Below are 22,669 nucleotides of genomic sequence, written 5' to 3'. Positions count from 1 at the left end.
GGGCCGCCTCTCGTTCGCGCCTGCGGGATGCCGTCGCGTCGCGCTCACCGGGTGCCTCCGCAGAGCCGGACCTCGTCGGCGCCGTCGGTCTCGACGAGGGTGACCTTGACGCTCTCGGCGAGCGCGGTCGGGATGTTCTTGCCGACGTAGTCGGCGCGGATCGGCAGTTCCCGGTGGCCCCGGTCGACCAGCACGGCGAGCTGCACCGAGGCGGGTCGGCCGACGTCGTTGAGGGCGTCGAGGGCGGCCCGGACGGTACGGCCGGAGAAGAGCACGTCGTCGACGAGGACGACCCGCTTGCCGTCGATGCCACCGGGGGGCAGTTGGGTCGGGCCGACCGCGCGGGTGGCGTGCCGACGCAGGTCGTCGCGGTAGAGGGTGATGTCGAGCACCCCGACCGGGACGTCGACGTCCTCGAAGGTGCTGATCCGGGCGGCGAGCCGCCGGGCGAGCGGGGCGCCCCGGGTGGGGATGCCCAGCAGGACGGTGTCGGCGGCGCCCTGGGTCTTCTCCAGGATCTGGTGGGCGATCCGGTCGACCACGCGCTGGACGTCGGCGCTGGAGAGGATCACCTTCACCGAGGGTTGCCGCTCGGGCGATGGGTGGGCAGCCGGTGGGCAGGCCACGGCGGACCTCCTTCCCCGCCTCACGGGACGGGTCGTTAAAGGATGTCGGGGGTGTCCGGTCGGGTCGCGGGCGGCCCGACCGGGGCTGGCGGCCACGTTACCAGCGGTCACCTGGCCGTTCGCCGCGACCCACTGATCCCCGGATCAGGACGGTGAAATGGGGACAACTCCCCCACTATCTCCGATGGGAATGTCACGAGCACTTGACCACGTGTCGCAATCCCCGTACCGTCACGCTCCGTAGCGATCGCTGGGAGAACCCCAAAGCACAGCACTGGGAGTGTCCGAATGCCCTCTGAATACGCCAAGTCGCTGGGCGCCCGCCTGCGCTCCATCCGCCAGCAGCAGGGCCTGTCCCTGCAGGGGGTGGAGGAGAAGTCAAACGGACGCTGGAAGGCGGTGGTGGTCGGCTCGTACGAGCGCGGCGACCGGGCCGTCACCGTGTCCCGGCTGGCGGAGCTGGCCGACTTCTACCGCGTTCCCGTCTCGGAGCTGCTGCCCGACGGCAGCGGTGTACGGCACGAGCCCACCAGCAAGATCGTCCTGGACCTGGAGCGGCTCTACGACGAGGCCTCCGAGGACCTCGCGTACGTCGCCCGCTACGCCCGGGCGATCCAGCAGCAACGTGGCGACTACAACGGCCGGGTGCTCTCCATCCGCGCCGACGACCTGCGCGCCCTGGCGATCGTCTACGACGCCTCGCCGTCCGGGCTGATCGAGCGGCTCACCGAGCACGGTGTGCTGGTCGCCGACCCGCGGGCGTTCTTCGCCTCCTGATCCGCGGTCGTTGACAACGAGAAGGGCCCGTGCCGTCCGGCACGGGCCCTTCTGTCACACCGTCTCCCGCCCTGGCGGCCCCCGAACGGCCGGCCCTGGTGGGGCGGCACGCGCGCGACCCCGGTCAGCGGGTGGCGTACTCGGCGATCCGGCCGAGGATGCCGTTGAGGAAGCGCGGCGAATCGTCGGTCGACATCTGCCGGGCCAGCTCCACCGCCTCGCTGATCGCCACCGCGTCGTCGATCTCGTCGACGTAGAGCAGCTCGTAGACGGCGATCCGGGCCAGGTTGCGGTCGACCGCCGGCATCCGGTCCAGGGTCCAGCCCTCGGCGTAGCTGGCGATCACCTCGTCGATCCGGTCGAGGTGCGCGGCGACCCCCTCGACCAGGCCGACCGCGTAGTCCAGGTGCTCGGGACGCGGCTTCTCGATCCGCTCGACGTAGCCGGCGAGCACCTCGACCGGGGGCCGGTCCCGCAGGTCCGCCTCGAAGAGCACGTCCAGCGCCCGCTTACGCGCCTTGCGGCGCGACGGCATCTGCTGCTTGGGGCCCTCGGCCATCAGGCTCGGCCGAGGTAACGGCCGTCGCGGGTGTCGACCTTGATCTTCTCGTCGGTGGTGATGAAGAGCGGCACCTGCACGGTCGCGCCGGTCTCGACGGTGGCCGGCTTGTTGCCGCCGGTCGACCGGTCGCCCTGCAGACCCGGCTCGGTGTAGGTGACCTGGAGCACCACGCTGGTCGGCAGCTCGATGTAGAGCGGCACGCCCTCGTGGGTGGCGACGGTCGCCTCGGCCTCGGGGAGGAGGTAGTTGGCGGCCTCGCCGACGGTGCCACCGGGGACGGTGATCTGGTCGAACGTCTCCAGATCCATGAAGACGTAGTCCTCGCCGTCGGCGTAGAGGTATTGCATGGTGCGCTTGTCGACGGTGGCGGTCTCGACCTTGGTGCCCGCGTTGAAGGTCTTGTCGACGACCTTGCCGGACAGCACGTTCTTCAGCGTGGTGCGGACGAACGCCCCACCCTTACCGGGCTTGACGTGCTGGAACTCGACGACGGCCCAGAGCTCCCCGTCGAGGTTGAGTACCAGGCCGTTCTTGAGGTCGTTGGTGGATGCCATTTCCTGCCTTGATCATCAATTGGCGGACAGACCAGGCAAGTCTACTAGCTGCGTCTAATCGGCGGCGGTTCCGGCGGCCGGGGTACCGGCCCGACCGACCGTACCGCCCCGATTGTCACTCAGAGCGACGATGAAGGTCGGCCGCCAGCCGGGTGGCGAGGTGCCGCAGGGCCAGCGGGTAGCCGTCCACGCCGAGCCCGCAGATGACGCCGGTGGCCACCGCCGAGACCACCGAGTGGTGCCGGAACTCCTCCCGGGCGTGGATGTTGGAGATGTGCACCTCGACCAGGGGCCCGCGCAGCAACGCACAGGCGTCCCGCACCGCGATCGAGTAGTGCGACCAGGCCGCCGGGTTGAGCACCACCGCCGCGCCCTCGTCCGCCGCGCCGTGCAGCCAGCCCAACAACTCGTGCTCGGCGTCGGTCTGCCGGACCACCACGTCCAGCCCCAGTTCGCGGCCCGTCTCGACGCAGAGCGTCACCAGATCCGCATAGCTGGTCAGGCCGTACACGTCGACCTGGCGGGTGCCCAACCGGCCCAGGTTCGGCCCGTTGAGCACGTACACCCGGGGGGTGGCGGGCCCGGTCACCGGCTGACCTCCCGGAAGGCGGCGTGCAGCAGCGCGTCGTCCGGACCCTCCAGGATCGCCGGCCGGGCCAGGCCGTCCAGCACCACGAACCGCAGTCGGCTGCCCCGGGTCTTCTTGTCCACCCGCATCGCCGCCAGCAGGTCGGGCCAGGCATCCGCCGGGTAGCTGGTCGGCAGGTCCAGCGCGGACAGCACGCTGCGGTGCCGCTCGGCGGTCGCCGCGTCGAGCCGCCCGGCCAACCGGGCCAGGGTGCCGGCATAGACGGTGCCGACCGAGACCGCGTGCCCGTGCCGCCAGCGGTACCGCTCGACCTTCTCGATCGCGTGCGCCAGCGTGTGCCCGTAGTTGAGCACCTCCCGGACGCCCGACTCCCGCAGGTCACCGGAGACCACGTCGGCCTTGACCCGGATCGCCCGCTCGATCAGCTCCCGGGCCACCGGGCCGGTCGGATCGGTGGCGGCGGCCGGGTCCGCCTCGACCAGGTCCAGGATCGCCGGGTCGGCGATGAAGCCGCACTTGACCACCTCGGCCAGCCCGGCGGCCAGGTCGGCCGGCGGGAGGCTGTCCAGGGTGCCCAGGTCGGCCAGCACCCCGACCGGCGGGTGGAAGGCGCCCACCAGGTTCTTGCCGGCCCCGGTGTTGACGCCGGTCTTGCCGCCGACGGCGGCGTCGACCATGCCGAGCAGCGACGTCGCCACCGGCACCCAGCGCACCCCGCGCAACCAGCAGGCCGCGACGAAGCCGGCCAGATCGGTCACCGCACCGCCGCCCACCCCGACCACCGCGTCGGTACGGGTGAAGCCGGCCGCACCGAGCTGCTCCCAGCAGTCGGCGGCCACCTCGACCCGCTTGCCCGCCTCGGCGTCGGGCACCTCGATCGCCAGTGGCGTCATGCCGGCGACGGCCAGCCGCTCGCCGAGCGCCTCGGCCAACTCCCTGAGCGGTGGCGCGTGCAGCACCGCCACCCGGGTCGCCTCGGGCAGCAACGCGGGCAGTTCGGCCAGCAGGCCCCGCCCGACCAGTACGTCGTACGGCCGCTCGCCGCCGACCGGAATCCGGGTCACCTCGTCCATCGCCGGGAGCCTAGTCGAGCGTCGACCCCGACACGGTGACTGTCCACCTGATGGCGGCACCGGGACGGGGTGGCCGACCGAACCGTCAGCCGGGTGACCGGACCCCGACCGGGCGCCGGACCTCCGCCGGGCGCCGGACCCCGGCCGGGTGCCGGACCCCGGCCGGGTGCCGGACCCCGGCCGGGTGCCGGACCCCGGCCGGGTGCCGGACCCCGGCCGGGTGCCGGACCCCGGCCGGGTGCCGGACCCCGGCCGGGTGCCGGACCCCGGCCGGGTGCCGGACCCCGGCCGGGTGCCGGACCCCGGCCGGGTGCCGGACCCCCGCCGCGTGACCGGGACGGCGGGGTCGGCGTTTAGCCGGACGGGACCCGGGCACCGGGGACGGGATCGACCCGAACGCGGAGGAACCCATGGCCAGCACCACCATCGACGGCGCAGACATCCGGCTACCAGCCGTCATCCTCGGCGTCGGCCTCGGCGGGTTCGTCGACGGCATCGTCCTGCACCAGGTGCTCCAGTGGCACCACATGCTCAGCAGCACCGGCAGCGACAACGTCGGGATCAGGGCGTACCCGGTGGACACCGTGTCCGGGTTGCAGATGAACACCCTGTGGGACGGGCTGTTCCACGTGGTGACCTGGGTGGCGGTGCTCACCGGGCTGGCCCTGCTCTATTCCCGGGTCACCCGGTCCCGGGGCCGGCTGTGGCGCTCCGGGATGCTCTGGGGCTGGGCGCTGGTCGGGTGGGGGCTGTTCAACCTGGTCGAGGGGGTGATCGACCACCACCTGCTCGGCATCCACCACGTCCACGGTGGCCCGCACCAGACCGCCTGGGACATCGGCTTCCTGCTGCTCGGGGCGGCACTGGTGGCCCTCGGCTGGGCGATCCAGCGCCGTGCCGCCGCCGTGGACACCTGCGCCGAGCGGCGATGACCGGGGCGCACGGCGGCGGGGTCGGCCCGCTGCTGCTCGTACCGGCGGTGGTGTTCTGGGGTTATCTGGCCGCCGCCCTGCGCCAGCGCGACCCGGGCCGGGCCGGCTGGAGCCACTGGCGGACGGCCAGCTTCGGCGCGGGCACGGCGCTGCTGGCGGTGGCCCTGCTGCTGCCCGCCCACGGCCTGGTCGGGCACGTGTGGCAGCACCTGCTGGTCGGCATGCTGACGCCGCTCGGGCTGGTGCTCGGCGCACCCGGCACGCTGGCCCTGCGGACGGTACGGCCCCGGATCGGCCGGGCTGCGCTGCGGCTGCTGCGGCGGCCCGCCCTGACGGTGGCCACCCACCCGGTCACCGGCCTGCTGCTCACCACCGGGGGTCTCTACCTGCTGCACCTGACGCCGCTGTACCGGGCCACCCTGACCCACCCCGGCCTGCACCCGCTGCTCCTGCTGCACTTCCTGGTCAGCGGGTACGTCTTCACCTGGGCGATCGCCGGCCCCGACCCGGGACCGCACCGCCCCGGCGTGCCGGTGCGCCTGGTGGTGCTGGGCCTGTCCGTCGCCGCCCACGCCACCCTGGCCCAGCTGATGTACGCCGGCCTGGTCGACGCCGCCGTCCCCGCCGATCAGCTACGGACGGCGGCGACCCTGATGTACTACGTCGGCGACCTGGCCGAGATCCTGCTCGCCCTGGCCCTGCTGGTGACCTGGCGGCCCGCACCCCGCCGGGACCGGTCGGCGTCGGCCGGCCCGGACCGCCACCGGATGGACGTGGTCAGGGCTTGAGTAGAGCGACGATCTCGGCGGCGAGTTCCTCCGGCACCCGGCCGTCGGTGACCACCGTCGCCGTCGCGACCTCCGTGTAGAGCGGTCGACGCTGATCCATCAGGTACTTGAGGGTGGCGCGCGGATTGACCGACAGCAGCGGCCGGCCGGCACCGAGCCCGACCCGTTTCACCGCGTCGGGAAGCTCCACGGACAGGTGGACCACGGTGTGCCCGACCAGCGCGGCCCGGTTCTCCTCGGCGAGGATCGCCCCACCGCCGAGGGCGAGCACTCCGGCGTGCGACGTCAGCGCCGCCAGCACCGCCGCCCGTTCCAGGGCCCGGAAGTGCGCTTCACCCTCGTCGATGAAGATCTCCGGGATCGGCTTGCCGGCCATCTCCTCGATGTCGGTGTCGGTGTCCCGGAACGTCACCCCGAGCAGGGTGGCCAACTCCGCGCCGACGGTGCTCTTACCGGAGCCGGGCGCACCGACCAGCACGCAGACAGGCTTCGTCACTGGGCCAGCCTTTCGTTCGCGACTGCGGGGCTCCGCTGCGCTGCACTCCTCGCCCTCACCGGAGCCAGCCCTTCTTGGCTGCCGGCACTCACCGGATGATCAGCGCGTCGAGGTAGCCGGCGAGGTTGCGGCGGATCTCGGCCACCGAGTCACCACCGAACTTCTCCACCGCGGCCTCGGCGAGGACCAACGCCACCATCGCCTCCGCGACCACCGCCGCAGCAGGAACCGCACACACATCCGACCGCTGGTTGATCGCGGTCGCCGGCTCCCCCGTGGTCACATCCACCGTGGCCAACGCCCGGTTCAGCGACGAGATCGGCTTCATCGCCGCCCGCACCCGCACCGGCTCACCCGTGGTGATCCCACCCTCCAGACCACCGGCCCGATCCGTCACCCGACGCACCCCGGTCGCCGTCGGCATGATCTCGTCATGCGCCTCAGAACCCCGCGACCGGGCCTGCTGCCACCCGTCCCCGATCTCCACACCCTTGATCGCCTGGATCGACATCAACGCCGTCGCCAACCGCGCATCAAGCTTCCGATCCCACTGCACATGACTACCCAGACCCGGCGGCACCCCGTACGCCAGCACCTCCACTACCCCACCCAAAGTGTCCGCAGCCTTCTTCGCCGCGTCGACCTCGGCGACCATCCGGGCACTCGCGTCCGGATCGAGACACCGCAACGGGTCCGCGTCGATCCGCTCAGCGTCCTCGGGCGTCGGCCGTAGCCCCGGCTTCGCGGCCACCGACCCCAACTCCACCACATGCGACACGATCTCGATACCGAGGGCCTGCTTCACCAGGGCCTTCGCCACGGTGCCCACGGCCACCCGGGCGGCGGTCTCCCGGGCGCTGGCCCGCTCCAGGATCGGCCGGGCGTCGGTGTGGCCGTACTTCTGCATGCCGGCCAGGTCGGCGTGGCCGGGCCGGGGACGCGTCAACGGGGCGTTCCGGGCCTGACTCGCCAACTCGTCCGGATCGACCGGGTCGGCGGCCATCACCGTCTGCCACTTCGGCCACTCCGAGTTGCCCACCCGGATCGCGACCGGGCTGCCCAGGGTGACGCCGTGCCGCAGACCACCGACGACCTCGACCTCATCCTGCTCGAACGCCATCCGCGCACCCCGGCCGTAACCCAACCGACGACGCGACAACTCACCCGCGATGTCACCGGTGGTCACCGCCACCCCGGCGGGAACCCCCTCCAACAACGCCACCAGAGCCGGACCATGCGATTCACCTGCAGTCAGCCAACGCAACACGACGGTCAGTCTGTCACGCCCGGTGCTGGCGTCGGCACCCTGTCCGGCCCGTCCCGCCCTGCGGACGGCGAGGTGCGCCGGGCGGGCCACCGGCAGGGCTCACGACCAGTCGAAGCGCATTCCCAGCCGCTGCGAAAGCGCCGCGTTGTGCGGGGCGAAGTGCGCGCTCAGCTCGTCCCGTACCTGCTCCGGCATGGCGCTGCTGCGCCGGTGGTTGTGCGCCTCGTACGCCGCGAGCTGGTGCGGAGGCAGGCCGAGGAAGTCCAGCACCCGGGCGTACGTGGCGGCCGGCTCGGCGTACAGCGTCTCGCTGGGCAGGATCAACAGCTGGGCGGGGTCGAAGCGGTCCAGCCACGGCGTCAGGTGCTCCAGGTAGCGGCCCCGGGCCCGGTAGGTGTACCAGTCGTACGCCTCGCTGAAGTACGTCGGGTCGGCGATCAGCTTCTCCCGCTCCCCCGCCGTCCGCTCCTCCTCCCGGGCCAGCGCCTCGGCGAAGTCCAACGGCTCCTTCCCCTCGGTGCGCCGCTCCTTCCAGTGCGAGTACGCCCGCTCGACCGGATCGCGGAGCAGAAAGATCAATCGGACGTCCGGCAGCAGCTCGGCGACCCGCTGCGCGGCGAGCGGGTGGAACATGTACAGCGGCGCCGCCTCACCGACGCGGACCGGCCCGCCGTGCCGGCGTTCCAGCGCCCGGCGGTGCTGCAGCGTCGGGAAGTGCGAGCGGTACCACGCCTCGCCCCGTCCCCAGTTCTCCTCGAAGTAGTGCGAGGTCTTGGTGTTCCACGCCGGGAAGAGGCGGGGCACCAGGGGGTGCGCCAGCAGATAACGCCAGAGCGAGGTGGTGCCGCCCCGCTTGGTGCCGGTGATCAGGAAGTCCGGCAACGGCCGGCGGTCGCTGGTCCGTTCGCCGTACCGCACCAGCGAACTGCGCACCTGGTGGGTGACCTGGTGCGGGACCACACCCTTGAGGCGGTCGCGGATCGTCATCGTCTCCCTCTCGTCACGCCGGTCTTCGGCCTGAGTATCGTCACGCCGGTCTCGGCCTGAGCATCGTCACGGCGGCCCGGACCGTACCCCGGACCCGCCGGTCCAGCAGCAGCCCGGCGGCGACGACCGCCAGCACCACCAGGGCCAGCGCCAGGCCGGCCACGCCCCGGCCGGCGACCAGCGCGCTGAGCACCGCCACCACGGCCGCGCCGCCGCCGGCCCCGACCGCCGCCCAGCCCACCGAGCGGGTGAGCAACGGCTCACCGATCGCCACCCGGGCGGCGATCGCGGCCAGCACGTTCTCGGCGACCACCCCGGCCGTCCAGGCGCACGCCGCGCCGAGCGCGCCGTGCTCGGGGATGAGCAGGAAACCCAGGCCGACGGTGAGCGCCAGCCCGACCACGGTGGCCTGGAGGTGCCGGGCGCTGTTGCCGCTCATCAGCAGCATCGTCTGCACGATGCCCACCCCGGAGTTGACCAGCATCGCCCCGGCCAACACCGCCAGCGGGGTGGCGCCGGCGGTGAACCCGTCGCCGAAGAGACTGAGGAACCCGGGCGCGAACACCGCCAGGAGCAGGTAGGCGGGCCAGGACAGCAGAATGATCACGACGGTGACCCGCCGGTAGACAAGCGCCGCGTCGGCGGTGCGCCCCTGCCCGAGCAACCGGGACAGCTGGGGTGCGACGGCCACCCGCAGCCCCTGCATGATCAGCAGCCCGGCCAGGGCGTACCGGCCGACCGCGCCGAAGACACCGGACTCGTCCGCACCCGCCAGTGCCGCGGTGAGCAGCACCCCGACCCACATGCTGCTGGCGTCGATGGCCGCCGACACCGCCCGGGGCAGCGCAAAGCCCCAGAGGGTACGCCAGTCCGCGCCGTCCGGCCGCAGCCGCGCCCCCGCGAACACCCCGAGTGGCCGCAGCAGCAGGACGACGGCGGCCACCACGGCCAGCGCCACCGGTAGCAGCCAACCGCCGAACCCGACCGCCACCCCGGCACCGGTGGCGACCGTCGCCAGCAGCAGCACGGGTCGGGCCAACGGCACCAGCACGTACTGGATGCCGACCACGGCGGTCACCGGGCGGACCGCCCGGACGGCGGCGAGCAGCACGGTCATCGCCACGGTGACCGGCAGCGCGAGGAAGGCCAGCCGCAGCAGCGTCGGCCCATCGGACCGCTCGAAGAAGACCGGGGCGAGCCGGTCGGCGGTGAGCGCGCCCACCGCCGCCACGATCGCGGTCAGCAGCAGGACCGGCAGCAACGCGACCGGCAGCAGCCGGGCGGCGTCGCCGTCGACCCCGATCCGACGTCGGGGCAGGGCCCAGACCAGCGCGGTGTCCGCACCGGCGCAACAGATCGCGCCCAGGATGGAGACCACGCCGATGGCGGTGAACAGCGCGCCGGAGCCGTCGGTGCCGAAGCCGCGCACGATGACCACGGTGAGTAGGAAGCCCAACGCGCCGTTGACCGCCGCGCCGACCAGCCCCACCGCGCCGCTGCGGGCGCTGCGGCGTACCTCCCCGGCACCGCTCGCCGCACCGGGGGTGTCGGCCGCCGTCGGCCCGGCCGACGGGTCCGCCCCGGCCGGCACGTCGGTCGGGGCAGCCCGGCGGTCGACCTGCCGGGGAGTCGCGGGAGTGGTCCCGGTGCCGGTTCCCGGTTGGCTCATGTCCGTTCCCTGCCGTCCTCGGTGCCGGTCTGGTCTTCGGTCCGGGTGGTGGCCCGGCCCGGCGGGGTGGCCCCGCCGGGCCGGCCCGGCTGCACCACGGTCGGCGCGTCCACCCCGCCGCCCGGACGGGAACCACCGACCGACGCCGGGGATGCCCCCGGAGCCGGGGCCGGGGGTGGAACCGGGGGGCTGGCCGGGGTGGAAGCTGGGGACCCGGCCGGGGTGGAAGCTGGGGACCCGGCCGGGGTGGACGCCGGGGGCTCGGCCGCAGCCCGGGTGGAAGCCGGTGCCGGGTGCGGCGCAGGGCCGGGGGTCGGAGTGGCAGCCGGGGTCGGTGCCTGAGCCGGGACCGGGGGCCAGGTCGGGGCCGGGGTCGACGCAGGTGCGGAGGCCGAGGCCGAGGCGGGGGTCGGGACCGCATCCGAAGCGGGAGCCGGAGCCGGGGGCCAGGTCGGGGCCGGGGTTGACGCACATGCGGAGGTCGGGGTGGGAGCCGGAGCCGGGACCGGCGGCCAGGCTGGGGCCGGGGTCGACGCAGGTGCGGAGGTCGGAGTGGGGGTCGGCGCGGGAGCCGGGGTCGGCACCGGAGCCGAGGGGCGGGACGGGATCGGAGCCGAGGGTGGGATCGCGCCCGGGGATACGGGCGGAGCCGGCGGTGCAGCGGTGGCCGAGGCCCCGGTGGGCGCGGTGGGGACGCTGGCAGTGGCCCTGCTGCGCGGGGCCGGGACGGTGCCGGTGGCGCTGGTGGGCAGGGTCGGGACGGTGCCGGTGGCGCTGGTGGGCAGGGTCGGGACGGTGGCCGACGCCCTGGTCGGCACGGTGGCCGACGCCCTGGTCGGCACGGTGGCCGACGCCCTGGTCGGCACGGTGGCCGACGCCCTGGTCGGCACGGTGGCCGCCCCGGTGGCCGCTGCCGGTGGATCGACGCCCACCGGCGTCGCACGGGGCGCACGGGGCGCACGGGGCTCGGTGACGACTCCCGGCGCGAGGGTCACCGGACGGTTCACCGGCCCGCTGACCGCCGCCAGCCCGGCCCCGACCGCGAAGAAGATGACCGACATGTTCGGGTCGATGTAGGCGTACACCGGGATCACCACCAGGGCGATCACCGGGATGGTGCTCAGCCACTGCCCGGCCGGGGAGACCGCGCCGGCCAGCCGCCTGGCGATCAGCACCAGCCAGGCCAGGAAGGCGACCAGGGCCGGGATGCCGTGGCTGTAGAGCACCTGCCAGATCATGCCCTGGGTGCCCAGCGGCTCCTCGGCGAGCGTGGTGTCGACACTGTTGGGCGCGCCGTACCCGAGCAGCGGCGAGCGTTCGACCGCCTGGAGGGTACGCACGTAGAGGTCCATCCGGTCGACGTTGGTGTCGGTGCTGCTGACCCGGTTGTCGATCAACTCCTGCACCGGCACCACCAGGCTGACCACCCAGACCAGCAGCACCAGCCCGCCGATCGAGGCGATCAGCTTGGCGTTGCCCCGGACCAGCGCCCGCAGGCCCAGGTAGGTCAGCCCCGCGCCGAGGCCGAGGAACATGCCCCGGTTGAGGGTCATGAACGCCGGCACCATCGACAGCGGCAGGGACACCAGCAGCGCCACCCGGAACTTGCCGGTACGCACCGACGTCAGGTAGGCCAGCACACACGGCACCAGCAGCGCGTACGCCGTACCCCAGTTGTTGGTGTACGGGTAGGGCGCGGCGGTCCGGTAGATCGGGGCGCGCGAGACCGGGTTGAACTCGTTGGCCCGTACGTGGGTCAACGCCTGGATGAACCGCTCCCCCGACATGCTGCCCGGCAGCACCAGCTCCACCGGGGTGGTGAGCTGGAAGCGGGGTGCCAGCACCGCCAACCAGCCCAGGGCCACCACGCCCAGCCAGTACCAGCCGAGCGGGCGGAGCACCTGGGCCCAGGGGACGCCGTCGCGGACCAGGTTGTAGACGTACACGCAGACGATCAGGGCGGTCACCATGAAGCCGAGCCGCAACCCGGAGGTGAGGTAGGCGGTGGCCCGGTCCAGCCGGGTGAAGCTGAGCAGCACCAGCGCCAACAGCACCAGCCAGCAGGCCGTGCCGGCGGGCAGCGCCACCCGGCCCCGGGTGACCATCAGGCCCAGCAGCACCAAGCCGAACGCCGACCAGCCGAGGTAGAAGCCGCCGAGCGCCCACCAGAGCGGCATCAGCCCGAACATGGCCAGCAGCGGCCAGGTGGGCAGCGGCGGCAGCCCGGACGGCGTCGTGCCGACCCGGCGCCGCCGGTCAGACACCCCGCCCCCGACGCTGGGCCAGCCGGAGTACCCGCTCCCCGGAAAGCAGCCCGAGCACCACCGGGACGGTCACCAGCACCCGCTTCTCCCGGGGGTTGAGCCGGACCACCCGGCCGAGTTCCCGTACCGCCTCCCGCCGCCGCCGGCCGGAGGCGAGCGCGAAGGCGATCTGGCCGTGCAGCCGGGCCAGGCCGGTCCGGCTGCCCGCCAGCTCGGGGTGCTTGTCCAGCAGGTAGCGGGTGGCCTCGACGATGGTCGCCCAGCGGCCGAAGAAGAACGAGCCGCCGTGCCAGTCGACCACCACCAGCACCTCGGGCACGATCACCACCGGGCCGTGCGCGGCGATCCGCAGCAGCCACTCGTAGTCCTCGCCGTAGCCGCCGGGCAGGTCCTCGTCGACCGGGCCGATGGCGTCCCAGGTGGAGCGGCGGATCAGGATGGTGCTGGAGTGCACCTCCATGATCCGGTCCTCGACGAAATCGGACAGGGCGACCTCGGCCCGGTCGAGCTGCCGTTCCTTGGCGATGCCCGGACCCTCCAGCCGGATGCCGCAGCTCGCGGCGGCGGCGTCGGGGCGCTGCGCCAGCAGCTCGACCTGCCGGCGCAGCTTCGCCGGCAGCCAGAAGTCGTCGTCGTCGCAGAACGCGATCAGCGCGGCGCCGGCCTCGTCGGCGCCGGTGTTGCGACCGCCGGGCAGGCCCTGCCGGTGGGTGTTGTGGACGTAGCGCAGGCTGCGGCCGGCCGGGACGTCCACGGCCAGCTCGCGCAGGTCGGTGTGGTCGTAGACCACGACGCACTCCACCGGACCCGGGTAGTCCTGGTCGAGCACGGCGCCCACGGCCCGTTCCAGCAGTCCGGGCCGGTCCCGGGTGGCGATCACCACGGTCACCGGCGGGTGCTGCGGGCCGGCCGTCGACTCAGTCACGCTTCTCCCCCGTCACCACGAATCCGACCGGCTCGACGCCCACCGCACGCAGCCGTTCCACCAGTTGGGTCAGCCGGCCGGTGCGGGTCTTGTCCCGGGCGGCGACCAGCACGGCCCGACCCTCCCGGGCGGCCCGCACGCCCCGCTCGTCGTGCAGGGCGGGCGGCGCGTCCATCACGGTGACGCCGTCGCCCGTCGGGGCGTCCAGCGGGACCAGGTGCACCGCGCCGGCCCCGATGCGCAGTTCCTCACCGTCGACGGTGGGGGTCTCCTTGGGCAGCACCCGGGGGATGATCTCGGTCTTGTCCGCCGACGTGGTGGTGGACCGGTAGACCCCGCCGTTCTTCGGGTCCTCGGTGGGGAACGGCCGGGGCTTGCGGACCGGCTGGATGATCATGGTGTCCTCCGGGTTGCCCATCGGGGCGGCGGCCGGCGCCGGCGCCGGTGCCGGGACGACGCTGGGCGCCGGACGCGGGCGGGGCACCCGGGGGCGGGTCGGCTCGGTCGCCGGGTGCCGGCGCTGGGCGTCCTGGAGCAACGGCCGGATCCGGTCCCGGCTCTCCGGGGCCACCCCGAGCCGCACCTCGTGCCCGCCCTGGGCGAGCGCGGCGGCGATCCCGGCGGTGACCTGCTCGCGCCGCTCGTCGCCGGCGCTGGAGAGCAGCACCAGCGGCAGCGGTTTCGGCCCGTCCACCCAACGGCTCAGGGCCAGCACCAGGTAGCGCAGGTCGGTGTCGGAGAGCCGGCCGGACCGGTCCCGCCCGACGGTCCCCAGTAGGGGGGCACCGACCAGCGCGGACACCTCGTCGGCGGTGCGTACCCGGCGGTCCATGGACTCCCGGATGAAGGCGACCAACCCGCCGACCAGCAGCCCGCCGAGCAGTCCGGCGACCAGGATCAGCGGGGCGGCGTCCCGGCTCGACGGGACGGGGGCCCGCGCGGCGCTGGTGACCGAGCCGGGGCTGAGGTCTGCCGAGCCGATCTTGGAACGCTGCTCGGCGAGGGTCGCGAGCTGATCGTTGAGCGCCCGCAGCTGGTCCAACAGGGCGCTGGTGCGCGGCGACGGGCTGGAGGAGTTCTGGTTGGCCGGCAACGACCGCTGGGTGGTGGTGCGCTGGCTGGTGACCAGGGCGATCGTGTCGTCGTACGACTTGAGCACGGCGGCACGCTGGTTCTCGTACATCCCCTTGCGCAGTTCGAGGTACGCCTCGGCGGCGCCGTTCGCGCCGTCCACCGCCTCGGCCTCGCTGTGCCCGGAGTAGCTGAACCGCATCACCTGGCCGCCGACCGGGGTCTCCACGGTGAGCGCGTCGGCCACGCCGGTGGTGTCCCGGCCGGTGATCGAGGCGACCTTGTCGATCACCCCGTTGCTGGTGGCGATCCCGCTCTCGGCGGTCATGTTGACCGCCCGGTCGGCACCGCCGGAGGGCACCGAGAACGGGTCGGTGACCACCGGACGGACCACCACCGCCGTGGTGGCGGTGTAGGTGGCGGGGAAGAACAGCAGGTAGGCGGCCACCAGCAACAGCACCAACCCGGTGGCGGCGAGCACCGTGCGCCACCGCCGCACCGGGATACGGGCCAACTCGGCCAGGCCGACCGGGCGCTGCCGGGCGGGAGTGACGTCGGTCACGTCCATCAGTCAGGTCCTCTTGCGGTGAGGGGGGCGGGCAGGTCGGCGCGGGCCGGACGTCGGCCCCGGTGCGAGCCGCTGGTCGTCCCATTGTCGCCGACCGTTCACCTGTGGTCGACAGCCGACCGGGTCCCCTGCGCCACGGGCGGTCCGCCGGTGCCTCGGGGACACCGGCGGACCGCCCGTACCAAAGGTGGGTCAGGAGGTGGCGAAGAACAGCGTCTTGCTCGACCAGTCCACGCCGGCGCTGGCCGGCGCGATCTCGACCGAGGCGGCGCCGTCGACGGCGACCTCGTCGAACGGCACGGCCCGCAGCGAGCCGTCGGTGTTGCCGTAGACGATCTTGCCGTTGACCCAGGCCAGCCCGCGCACGTTGCCCCAGTTCAGGCCCACGCTGGGCAGGGTGAACTCGGAGCAGCCCACGATGTAGCCGTCCGGCTCCAGGTAGCGGTAGAACAACTTGTTGGTGCCGGCCTTGGTGTAGTACATCCGACCGTCGAGGAAGAACGCCCCCGCCATCGTCGCCGGGTTGAACCAGTCGTTGTAGCCGCTGCCGACCCAGGGGGCGCCCACCGAGCCGCCGGTGAGCATCGACACACCCAGGTAGCTGCCGCCGGGGGCAGCCGCGTCGGTCTTGGACCAGTAGAGCTTGTTGCCGACCGAGAAGGACGCGCCGGCCGAGGTGAGGTTCGCCTGCGCGCTGCTCGCCGGCGTACCCAGCGTGCTGCCGTTGAACGGCACCTTGGTGGTCTGACCGTTGCCGGTGCCGACGTACAGGTAACCGGACGACGCCGTCGGCGCGTTGGTCGCCGCGACGGTACGGCCACCGGCGAGCGGGAACAGGCCCATCCGGCCGTGGTACTCGTTGCCCACGCCGTCGGAGTCGAAGCCGGCCAGCAGGCCGTTGCTGCCCCGCCACAGCTCCCACATGATCGGGCCCCAGGTGGTGGTGCCCGCCGGGGCGCCCGACCGGGTCGGGTTCCAGACCAGCGGCAGGCCGTTGATCGGGTCCAGCGCGCCCAGGCCGAACCGGTTGACCGCGCCGCTGCCGGCCGAGTCGTTGCCGTTGGCGTTGCTCAGCCAGCGGAAGTGACCGCCGACATAGACCACGTTGTCGGCCACCTCGACGGAGGTCACCGAGTCGGTGCCGGTGTAGTTGACCCAGGTGGCGTCCAGGGCGGTGCCCCGGTCGGCGGTCTCGAACCGGGCGATCGCGTCGCAGTACGCCCCGTCGCCCCGGCCACCGTCCGCGATGATCACGAAGTACGTGCCGTCGTCGGAGAAGTCGACGTCCCGGGCGTAGAACGGGAACGAGCCGCTGTAGCAGGGCGCCACGTAGCGCTGGGTGCTCCAGTTGGCGACCGCCGGGGTGCCGTTCAGGTCGACGACCACCACCTGGTTGCGGGGCTCGCCGTTGACCTCGGTGAAGTTGCCCACCGCGACCAGGGTCTTGCCGTCGGGGGCGACGGCGAGGCCCCAGACCAGCTCGCTGCTGGCCCGGGCGACGCTGGCGTCGATCTGGAAGCTCGGGTCGATCGCGCCGGTGGTCGCGTCGAGCCGGGCCAGCAGCGAGTGCTCGGTGCCGTTGACCCAGTGGAACGCGCCCGCGATGTAGAGCTTGTTGCCCACCACGACGGTCCGGCGGACCAGGCCGCCGTCACTGCGGCCGACCCAGCCGGTGATCGTCGCGCCGGTGGCCGGGTCCAACTGGACGAGGTTCTTGCGGCTGACCCCGTTGACGTTCTTGAACGCGCCGCCGACGATCAGCTTGCCGTCCGGGCTCGCCGCGAGGGCGTGCACCGCGCCGTCCAGCGTCGGGGTGAAGTCGGCCTTCAGCGCGCCGCTGGCCCGGTCGTAGGCGAACAGGTAGTTGCGGGAGGTCCAGCTCGTGCCCCCGGCGGCCTTGACCGAGGTGAAGGAGCCACCCACGTAGACCGTGTTCCCGATCTCGGCGAACGCCTTGGTGTCACCGTTCTGCGCGTGCGGAATATTGTCCGCCGGGTTCGCCGACGTGAGGGTGCTGGTTACCGGGGTAAGGTCCGCCGCACGGGCGGGCGCGGCCAGCAGGCCGACCGCGAGCACCGGTACGGCGAGTGCGGCGAACCACCGCCGCCGCACCGGTCGAGACGTTCTGTGAAGCACTGGCGCCCCCAAAAATGAAGTGAGATCCCGCGTAGCTTGCTCTGCACGGACATTTCGCACCATCGACCGACCGGTCCGCCCGACCACCGGCTCGGCCCGGTCCTGTCGTACGGGTCGCGTCCGGACGACCCACGGAGGACGAGGATTCCGCATCGACCGGCGCAACCCGCCACCGGGCTGCCCGGTCCCGGCCGGCCTCATGCCGGCTGCTCCCACCGGAACGGCGGGACCGTTCCGGTGGTGGTGACCGTCCAGGACGCCGCACAGGCCAGGTCGTCGGCCGTGACGGCGTCGGCCTCCCGGGCCAGCACCAGTCCCCGCCGGTCGAGTTCCCGGGCCATCTCGACCTGATGGTCGTCGACGTGTTCGCCGTGCCTGGCCCGGCGCGGCACATAGACGGCACGGCGGCCGGCCCGCATCGCGGCCAGCGCCGAACCCACCCCGGCGTGGGTGACGATCACGTCGGCCTCCCGCATCGCCTGCTGCATCTCGGCGTGCGGCACCTGCCGGCGGGCCCCGACCGGCATCCGGGGGATGCGGGTCGACCCCACCTGCCAGAGCACCTCCGCCTCGGGGGGCACCACGTCGACCAGGCGTTGCAGCAGGCGCGGAAAGCCGAAGCGGTCCTGGGTGCCGAGGGTCACCACGATCCTGGCGACCGGGCGCGGGGTGGCGGGTGCGGGCAGGTAACCGTCGAAGATGGACCCGCCGTAGCGCCAGCGGCCGTCCGCCCAACCCGGGTACTGGGTGTAGAGCCGGGTCCGGGGCACCCGGGCGACCAGCCGACCGGTCAGCGACGGGCCCTCGGTCCGGGTGGCGCTCTCGATGTAGTGGCAGTCCAGGCCGTGCCGGACGGCGGGCAGGAAGAACGACATGGCGACGCTGGCGCCGGTGCTGATCACCCGACGGAACCGTCCGCCGCAGAGCACCCGGCGGGCCGCCAGCAGGTCACGCAGCGCACCCACCGGGTCCCGGGTGGTGGCCGGCGGCACGTGGATGACCTCGTGCCCGTCGAGCAGCGACCGGCTCTGCGGGGAGTCGAACGTCGCCCAGACGCAGTCGTCCTGCACCCCGAGCCGGGGCAGCAGGTCATGCAGCTCGGCGAGGTGCCCACCGGTGGAGGCGACGAGGAGGGTGGTCACGTCGGTGGCCCAACTTCCGTTCGAGGAGTGGTGGGGGCCGGGTCCGTCATGGCGCGGGGAGGGGTCGCGCCGGTCCGGACGGGGAGGGGGTCAGGTACCGGTGGTCAGCCGGTCGTCGCTGCGCGGTGCCGGGTCGACCGGCGTCCTCGGCGGGCGGACCCGGCCGTCGGCGACCAGCACGGCGAGCACCATCACGCCGGTCAGCAGGGTGCCGAAGAACCAGCCGCCGAAGACGTCGGTGAGCCAGTGTTTCTCGGCGTAGATGCGGGTGTAGCCCTCCACCGTGACCAGCACCGCCAGGGCGGTGACCAGGCCGATCAGCACCCGACGCGGAATCCGCCAGGTCAGCGCGGCCAGCACCAGGATGGTGCCGAAGGTCATCAGCACCCGGCCGCAGCCCCCGGAGGGGTAGGTGCCCAGGTCGGTCGGCGGGTGGCCACGGTCGACGACCTTCGCGAGGATCGTCTGGGTGTACTGCTCGACGACGAACTGCAACGGCATCGCCACCAGCGGAATCCACCAGCGGCGGCGACGCCAGGCGATGGCGAAGCCGATCGCGGCCACCGCGGTCACCCACTTGAGCGGGTAGCGGTCACCGATCGGGGAGATGAACAGGTTGATGTCCTCCCAGAAGCCGACCCGGCGGGCGTGCACGTAGTCGAAGACCGGGTGGTCGACGTGGGGTTCGAGCCGGGAGATCGCCTCACCGAGCGGCCAGCAGACGACGACGACCGCCGCCGCACCGGCCAGCAGCACCACCAGGGCCGCACCGACCCGGCCGAACGCGGCGGTCAGCCCGGCGAGGGCGACCCGCACCCGTTCGGCCGTCCGGCCGGTGTCGACGGCCGACGCCCACCGGGCCGCCAGCACCGGAACGGTCAGCAGGGGCACCAGCACGGCCAGCACGGCCAGCACATAGACGATGGTCATCTCGGGTCACCGCCGCCCGAACGATCGGTGGCCGGGGCGCAGGACACCCCGAGCTGATTGACGCGTGACGATCCCATCGTGCTCCCTGATTGTGCCAGCCATCGACCGGGCCTCCCCACACCCCGCGCCCCGGACGAGGTCCCCACGCCGTCCCGGGCCGGATCGACCACGCCGTCGCCGGCCAGTGGTGATCGAGTGGGGCCACCATAACGGAACGTGAGCCAGCTTCGGTAGCGGCGGTGACGGCAGTGTGGGCTTTTCGCCGTTTTTCCGGTCGGGACCCCGACACTTGTCCCAGTCAGCGGGAGAAACCGCCGGTCAGGGGCGGGGTGAGCCCATCCGGTCGGCGAGCGTGTGCAACAGAGCGGGGTGCAGTTTCGCACTCCAGCCACCCCCGCCGGCCGCCAGTTCCGCCGTCCGCAACCACAGCTCGACGAGATACGCGTCGGCGACCAGCCGACGCCCCGCCGGGTCCAGGCCGAACGCCGGGCCGTGCCGGTCCAGCATCTCCACCATCTCCCCGGTCGCTCCCGCCACGTCCCGGCCACCCAACGACAGCGCGCTCTGGAAACCCTGGTGGGCGAGGTCGAACCCGAGCGGGCGGTCGGCGCCGCTGTTCTCCCAGTCCCAGACGATCAACCGGCCCCGGTGACGGCCGAGATTCCACGGCACCCAGTCGCCGTGCCAGTGACCGAACTCCACCGGCCGGTCCCCGTCGCGGTCGGCAAGGGCGGCCAGCGCCGCCACCACCGGGCCACCGGCGGTGGCGGCGCGCGCGGTCAGGTCGGCCAGGAACGCCGAACCGCGCAACGGTCGGGACGGCCCCGCGGGGCCACCGCGCCGGGCCACCGCCAGCATCGCGGCCACCTCCGGACGCCGCGGGTGACGCGGCCGGCGCACCCGCGCCGGCATCGGCTCGACCAGGGTCACCGCCAGGTCACCCCAGCTCACCTCGTCCAGCAGCCGGGGCACGTCCGGGAAGTCACCGCCGTCGCGGGGCAACTCCCGCAGCGCGGCGGCCTCCGCGCGGACCATCGCCCGGGTCGCGTCGTTCCACCCGATCTTCGCGTACGCCCGCGCGGCGCCCCGGTCGTCGAAGAGCTGCAACGTCGGCTTGTGGTGCGGATCCGGTGGACGGATGCCGATCGCGGCGTGCAGCGTCCGGCCCGCCAGCCGGCCCAGGTGCCCGGCGAGCAGCAGGTCGATCGGATCGACGTCGGTGGGCACCGCCACGGTCAGCACCGGCATCCGGGCCAGCCCGGTCAGCCCGAGGCCGGCCAGCACGCCGACCGCCAGCCGGTTGGCCCGCACCCGGGGCGGGCGCAGCGCGTTGTACGCCAGGGTCGACGCCGCGCCGATCCGGCGGGAGGCCAGCGGGAGCAGGAACCTGGCCCGCTCGACCGAGGGCACCACGGCGTACCGGACGGCCGGGCGGTGGGTGGCGGGCACCGGGTCGGGCGGGCTGCCGAGCCAGAGCCGGGGGTCACCGAAGATGGCCCGGGTCACCCAGCCCAGGCCGTCCTGCCGGGTCCGTGGGTCCGTCGCCACCGTCATGCCCTCCCCCTGTCCCGCCCGACCGCCGCGCGCTGGCGGACACGATAGGGGCAGCGCACAAGCAGCCGCCCGGCGGGCCGGAGCCCACCGGGCGGCGTACGGTGCCGGGTCCGGCTCAGCGTTGCCAGACGCGGACGTAGTCGACCCGGAAGTCGGCCGGGAACCGGGTGGCCGCGTCGGGGTCGCCCAGCCAGCCGCCGACCTGGAAGTTCAGCCGCAGGTTGAACGGCTTGTTGAAGGCCTCGTCGAACCACGGGGTGGTGCTGCGGTCGCGCTGCCAGACCTGCCGGCCGTCGATGTACCAGCGGATCACCCCCGGCTCCCACTCCGTGGTGTACGTGTGGAAGCCGTCCCCCGGGTAGCCGGTCGGGAAGTCCCAGCGCTGGTCCTGCTTGACCGGCGTGTAGTCGTAGAAGATCGCCTGGGTGGCGGCCCCGTGCAGGGACGCCCCGCCGGGCAGCTCCACCACGTCGATCTCACCCTTGCCGCCGTCGTCGGGGCGCAGCCAGAACGCCGGCCAGAGGCCCTTGGAGTCGGCCGGCCCGTTGGGCGACTTGGCCCGCATCTCGAACCGGCCGTAGGTGAACGACGCCTTGCCGATGGTGTCCAGGTAACTCTGGGTGTACTGCCGGGTCTGCGAGCTGCACACCGCGGTCTCCCGCTGGGCCCGCAGGGTCAGCACGCCGTCGGCGACGAAGGTGTTGTCCGCGTCGTCGACGTTGCATCCCCGGTCGATGTCGCGGCCCTCGTTGTCGCGCAGGTTCCACCGCTTGAGGTCGACGGTGGGTCCGGTGAACTCGTCGGACCAGACCAGCCGCCAGCCGGGCACATCCGTGCCGGGGCGGACCGTCGGTGTCGGGCGGGGTGCGGCCGTGGTCGGCGCGGGCGGGCTGACCGTCCGGGTCGGCGACGGCGCCACCGTACGCGTCGGCGTGGGCGTCGGAGCCGCGGTGGTCGGCGGGGCCGCGGTGGCCGGTGGCCGGGTCGGCGGCCGGCTGCCCCGCTGGTAGGTCACCACCAGGCTCGGCCGGATGGCGGTCTTCGTGTTCTCCCGGGACGCCCAGTAGATCCGGGTGTTCCAGTTCTCCTGGGTCAACGCGAAGGTGACCTGGCCGTTGCCGCTGACCGCACCGGAGACGTCCCACTCGTTGTAACCCTGGGCGACCCGGTCGACGGCGGCCAACTCCGGTCCGAGGACGGGCCGCTCGTGCCATGCGCCGGTCCCGACGGCGGTGCCCCGGGCGGCGTGGGCCCGGACCCGGGAGGAGAACTGCTGCCACGCGTACACCCGCAGGGACGCCTTGACCTTGACCGCGTCGGCGGGCAGGCCGCGCACCTGGAACTCCAGCACCGCGTCGCGCTGGCCGACACGGTTGCCGTCGCAGAGCTGCGGGCAGCTGGCCAGGGTGGTCTTGGACCCGTTGTCGCCGTCCTGCGGGACCTGGGTGGCCGTGGTGTCCGCGACGGCGGAGAGCACGATCGGCGGCACCTCGGCGGCGATCAGCGGCATCATCGTGGCCGTGATGCCGGCGACTGCGGTGACGCTCAGGACACTGAGGACGACCGCCTTGCGTCGGCCACTGATGGCCGGAAGGGCGCGGTGGATTCCGTGCCTGCTCAAGGAACTCTCCCCGGATGGGCGACGATTACCGGCAGCAGCGTATCGACCACAGGTGGATATGGCGGGGGTGAAATCGCAGTGACGACCCGACTTAACCAAAGAATAAGGCAGTGGGGGTTGCTTTTCGGCAGGCGAGCC

General features: G+C 73.2%; 20 protein-coding genes. 3 read left to right on the top strand and 17 right to left on the bottom strand.

Translation table 11 applies throughout. From position 1 onward, the window contains the following. Positions 1 to 44: 44 nt before the first annotated feature. Positions 45 to 626, bottom strand: coding sequence for a bifunctional pyr operon transcriptional regulator/uracil phosphoribosyltransferase PyrR (pyrR, locus tag ACQP1S_RS11090; RefSeq protein ID WP_432905911.1), 582 nt, complete (start codon positions 624 to 626; stop codon positions 45 to 47). A gap of 288 nt (positions 627 to 914) precedes the next feature. Between pyrR and bldD the strand changes: the two genes are divergently transcribed. Beyond that, positions 915 to 1,403 (top strand): transcriptional regulator BldD, encoded by a 489-nt coding sequence (gene bldD, locus ACQP1S_RS11085; protein WP_013285505.1) that lies wholly within the window; start codon positions 915 to 917, stop codon positions 1,401 to 1,403. Positions 1,404 to 1,527: 124 nt separating this feature from the next. Here the strand turns inward: bldD and nusB are convergent, their stop codons facing one another. The 4 genes from nusB to aroB form a co-directional block, all read right to left on the bottom strand. Then, a complete protein-coding gene (gene nusB / locus ACQP1S_RS11080; protein WP_176739216.1) occupies positions 1,528 to 1,938 on the bottom strand; it encodes a transcription antitermination factor NusB in 411 nt (136 codons plus the stop codon). A gap of 23 nt (positions 1,939 to 1,961) precedes the next feature. Continuing rightward, positions 1,962 to 2,519 carry an elongation factor P gene (gene efp / locus ACQP1S_RS11075; RefSeq protein ID WP_091253160.1) on the bottom strand — a complete coding sequence of 186 codons (558 nt, stop codon included), beginning with the start codon at positions 2,517 to 2,519 and terminating at the stop codon, positions 1,962 to 1,964. 115 nt (positions 2,520 to 2,634) lie between these two features. After that, on the bottom strand, positions 2,635 to 3,108 hold the full coding sequence (aroQ, locus tag ACQP1S_RS11070) for a type II 3-dehydroquinate dehydratase (RefSeq protein WP_432905904.1): 474 nt from the start codon (positions 3,106 to 3,108) through the stop codon (positions 2,635 to 2,637). Then, positions 3,105 to 4,181 carry a 3-dehydroquinate synthase gene (gene aroB, locus ACQP1S_RS11065; RefSeq protein WP_432905901.1) on the bottom strand — a complete coding sequence of 359 codons (1,077 nt, stop codon included), beginning with the start codon at positions 4,179 to 4,181 and terminating at the stop codon, positions 3,105 to 3,107. Before aroB ends, aroQ begins: the two co-directional genes overlap by 4 nt. Before the next feature lie 410 nt (positions 4,182 to 4,591). On the opposite strand from aroB, the gene ACQP1S_RS11060 reads away from it, so the two are divergent. Together ACQP1S_RS11060 and ACQP1S_RS11055 are read left to right on the top strand one after the other, a co-directional pair. Next, positions 4,592 to 5,113: a DUF2243 domain-containing protein gene (locus tag ACQP1S_RS11060; RefSeq protein ID WP_091253151.1), complete on the top strand. Its 522-nt coding sequence runs from the start codon at positions 4,592 to 4,594 to the stop codon at positions 5,111 to 5,113. Beyond that, the gene (locus ACQP1S_RS11055; protein ID WP_432905898.1) at positions 5,110 to 5,901 is read left to right on the top strand and encodes a cytochrome c oxidase assembly protein; all 792 of its coding nucleotides are present in this window, start codon (positions 5,110 to 5,112) and stop codon (positions 5,899 to 5,901) included. Before ACQP1S_RS11060 ends, ACQP1S_RS11055 begins: the two co-directional genes overlap by 4 nt. On the opposite strand, the gene ACQP1S_RS11050 is transcribed toward ACQP1S_RS11055, so the two are convergent. The 12 genes from ACQP1S_RS11050 to ACQP1S_RS10995 form a co-directional block, all read right to left on the bottom strand. Further along, on the bottom strand, positions 5,891 to 6,397 hold the full coding sequence (locus tag ACQP1S_RS11050; protein ID WP_432905895.1) for a shikimate kinase: 507 nt from the start codon (positions 6,395 to 6,397) through the stop codon (positions 5,891 to 5,893). The two genes, ACQP1S_RS11055 and ACQP1S_RS11050, sit on opposite strands and share 11 nt — an antisense overlap. Before the next feature lie 88 nt (positions 6,398 to 6,485). Beyond that, complete coding sequence (aroC, locus tag ACQP1S_RS11045) at positions 6,486 to 7,664, bottom strand: chorismate synthase (protein ID WP_432905893.1); 1,179 nt, start codon at positions 7,662 to 7,664, stop codon at positions 6,486 to 6,488. 99 nt (positions 7,665 to 7,763) lie between these two features. Then, entirely contained in the window at positions 7,764 to 8,651 is an 888-nt protein-coding gene (locus ACQP1S_RS11040) for a sulfotransferase family protein (protein ID WP_432905891.1), read from the bottom strand. Positions 8,652 to 8,691: 40 nt separating this feature from the next. Beyond that, positions 8,692 to 10,320: a lipopolysaccharide biosynthesis protein gene (locus ACQP1S_RS11035; RefSeq protein ID WP_432905889.1), complete on the bottom strand. Its 1,629-nt coding sequence runs from the start codon at positions 10,318 to 10,320 to the stop codon at positions 8,692 to 8,694. Beyond that, entirely contained in the window at positions 10,317 to 12,584 is a 2,268-nt protein-coding gene (locus tag ACQP1S_RS11030; RefSeq protein WP_432905887.1) for a hypothetical protein, read from the bottom strand. The genes ACQP1S_RS11035 and ACQP1S_RS11030 overlap by 4 nt, the downstream gene beginning before the upstream one ends. After that, positions 12,577 to 13,509: a glycosyltransferase family 2 protein gene (locus tag ACQP1S_RS11025; RefSeq protein WP_432905885.1), complete on the bottom strand. Its 933-nt coding sequence runs from the start codon at positions 13,507 to 13,509 to the stop codon at positions 12,577 to 12,579. The genes ACQP1S_RS11030 and ACQP1S_RS11025 overlap by 8 nt, the downstream gene beginning before the upstream one ends. Further along, positions 13,502 to 15,148, bottom strand: a complete 1,647-nt coding sequence (locus tag ACQP1S_RS11020; RefSeq protein ID WP_091246313.1) for a hypothetical protein — start codon at positions 15,146 to 15,148, stop codon at positions 13,502 to 13,504. Before ACQP1S_RS11020 ends, ACQP1S_RS11025 begins: the two co-directional genes overlap by 8 nt. Before the next feature lie 192 nt (positions 15,149 to 15,340). Then, positions 15,341 to 17,347 (bottom strand): delta-60 repeat domain-containing protein, encoded by a 2,007-nt coding sequence (locus ACQP1S_RS11015; protein WP_432905882.1) that lies wholly within the window; start codon positions 17,345 to 17,347, stop codon positions 15,341 to 15,343. A gap of 134 nt (positions 17,348 to 17,481) precedes the next feature. Beyond that, positions 17,482 to 18,426 carry a glycosyltransferase gene (locus ACQP1S_RS11010; RefSeq protein WP_432905879.1) on the bottom strand — a complete coding sequence of 315 codons (945 nt, stop codon included), beginning with the start codon at positions 18,424 to 18,426 and terminating at the stop codon, positions 17,482 to 17,484. 90 nt (positions 18,427 to 18,516) lie between these two features. Further along, positions 18,517 to 19,356, bottom strand: coding sequence for a hypothetical protein (locus ACQP1S_RS11005; protein WP_432905877.1), 840 nt, complete (start codon positions 19,354 to 19,356; stop codon positions 18,517 to 18,519). 318 nt (positions 19,357 to 19,674) lie between these two features. Beyond that, positions 19,675 to 20,910 (bottom strand): hypothetical protein, encoded by a 1,236-nt coding sequence (locus ACQP1S_RS11000; protein ID WP_432905874.1) that lies wholly within the window; start codon positions 20,908 to 20,910, stop codon positions 19,675 to 19,677. Between the two features lie 115 nt (positions 20,911 to 21,025). Next, positions 21,026 to 22,531: a family 16 glycosylhydrolase gene (locus ACQP1S_RS10995; RefSeq protein ID WP_432905871.1), complete on the bottom strand. Its 1,506-nt coding sequence runs from the start codon at positions 22,529 to 22,531 to the stop codon at positions 21,026 to 21,028. Between the last annotated feature and the right edge of the window lie 138 nt (positions 22,532 to 22,669).

This window comes from Micromonospora matsumotoense (assembly GCF_050951065.1).
Classification (GTDB): Bacteria; Actinomycetota; Actinomycetes; order Mycobacteriales; family Micromonosporaceae; genus Micromonospora; species Micromonospora matsumotoensis.
The sequence above is the reverse complement of the archived record's forward strand: the minus strand, read 5'-3'. Positions and strand labels throughout refer to the sequence as shown.

Excerpts from the sequence above, each read along its gene's own strand:
- ACQP1S_RS11005 (WP_432905877.1), bottom strand. The coding sequence starts at position 19,356 with ATGACCATCGTCTATGTGCTGGCCGTGCTGGCCGTGCTGGTGCCCCTG.
- ACQP1S_RS11060 (WP_091253151.1), top strand. The coding sequence starts at position 4,592 with ATGGCCAGCACCACCATCGACGGCGCAGACATCCGGCTACCAGCCGTC.
- efp (WP_091253160.1), bottom strand. The coding sequence starts at position 2,519 with ATGGCATCCACCAACGACCTCAAGAACGGCCTGGTACTCAACCTCGAC.
- ACQP1S_RS11000 (WP_432905874.1), bottom strand. The coding sequence starts at position 20,910 with ATGACGGTGGCGACGGACCCACGGACCCGGCAGGACGGCCTGGGCTGG.
- aroB (WP_432905901.1), bottom strand. The coding sequence starts at position 4,181 with ATGGACGAGGTGACCCGGATTCCGGTCGGCGGCGAGCGGCCGTACGAC.
- bldD (WP_013285505.1), top strand. The coding sequence starts at position 915 with ATGCCCTCTGAATACGCCAAGTCGCTGGGCGCCCGCCTGCGCTCCATC.
- ACQP1S_RS11015 (WP_432905882.1), bottom strand. The coding sequence starts at position 17,347 with ATGGTGCGAAATGTCCGTGCAGAGCAAGCTACGCGGGATCTCACTTCA.
- ACQP1S_RS11020 (WP_091246313.1), bottom strand. The coding sequence starts at position 15,148 with ATGGACGTGACCGACGTCACTCCCGCCCGGCAGCGCCCGGTCGGCCTG.
- nusB (WP_176739216.1), bottom strand. The coding sequence starts at position 1,938 with ATGCCGTCGCGCCGCAAGGCGCGTAAGCGGGCGCTGGACGTGCTCTTC.
- ACQP1S_RS11055 (WP_432905898.1), top strand. The coding sequence starts at position 5,110 with ATGACCGGGGCGCACGGCGGCGGGGTCGGCCCGCTGCTGCTCGTACCG.
- ACQP1S_RS11040 (WP_432905891.1), bottom strand. The coding sequence starts at position 8,651 with ATGACGATCCGCGACCGCCTCAAGGGTGTGGTCCCGCACCAGGTCACC.
- ACQP1S_RS11035 (WP_432905889.1), bottom strand. The coding sequence starts at position 10,320 with ATGAGCCAACCGGGAACCGGCACCGGGACCACTCCCGCGACTCCCCGG.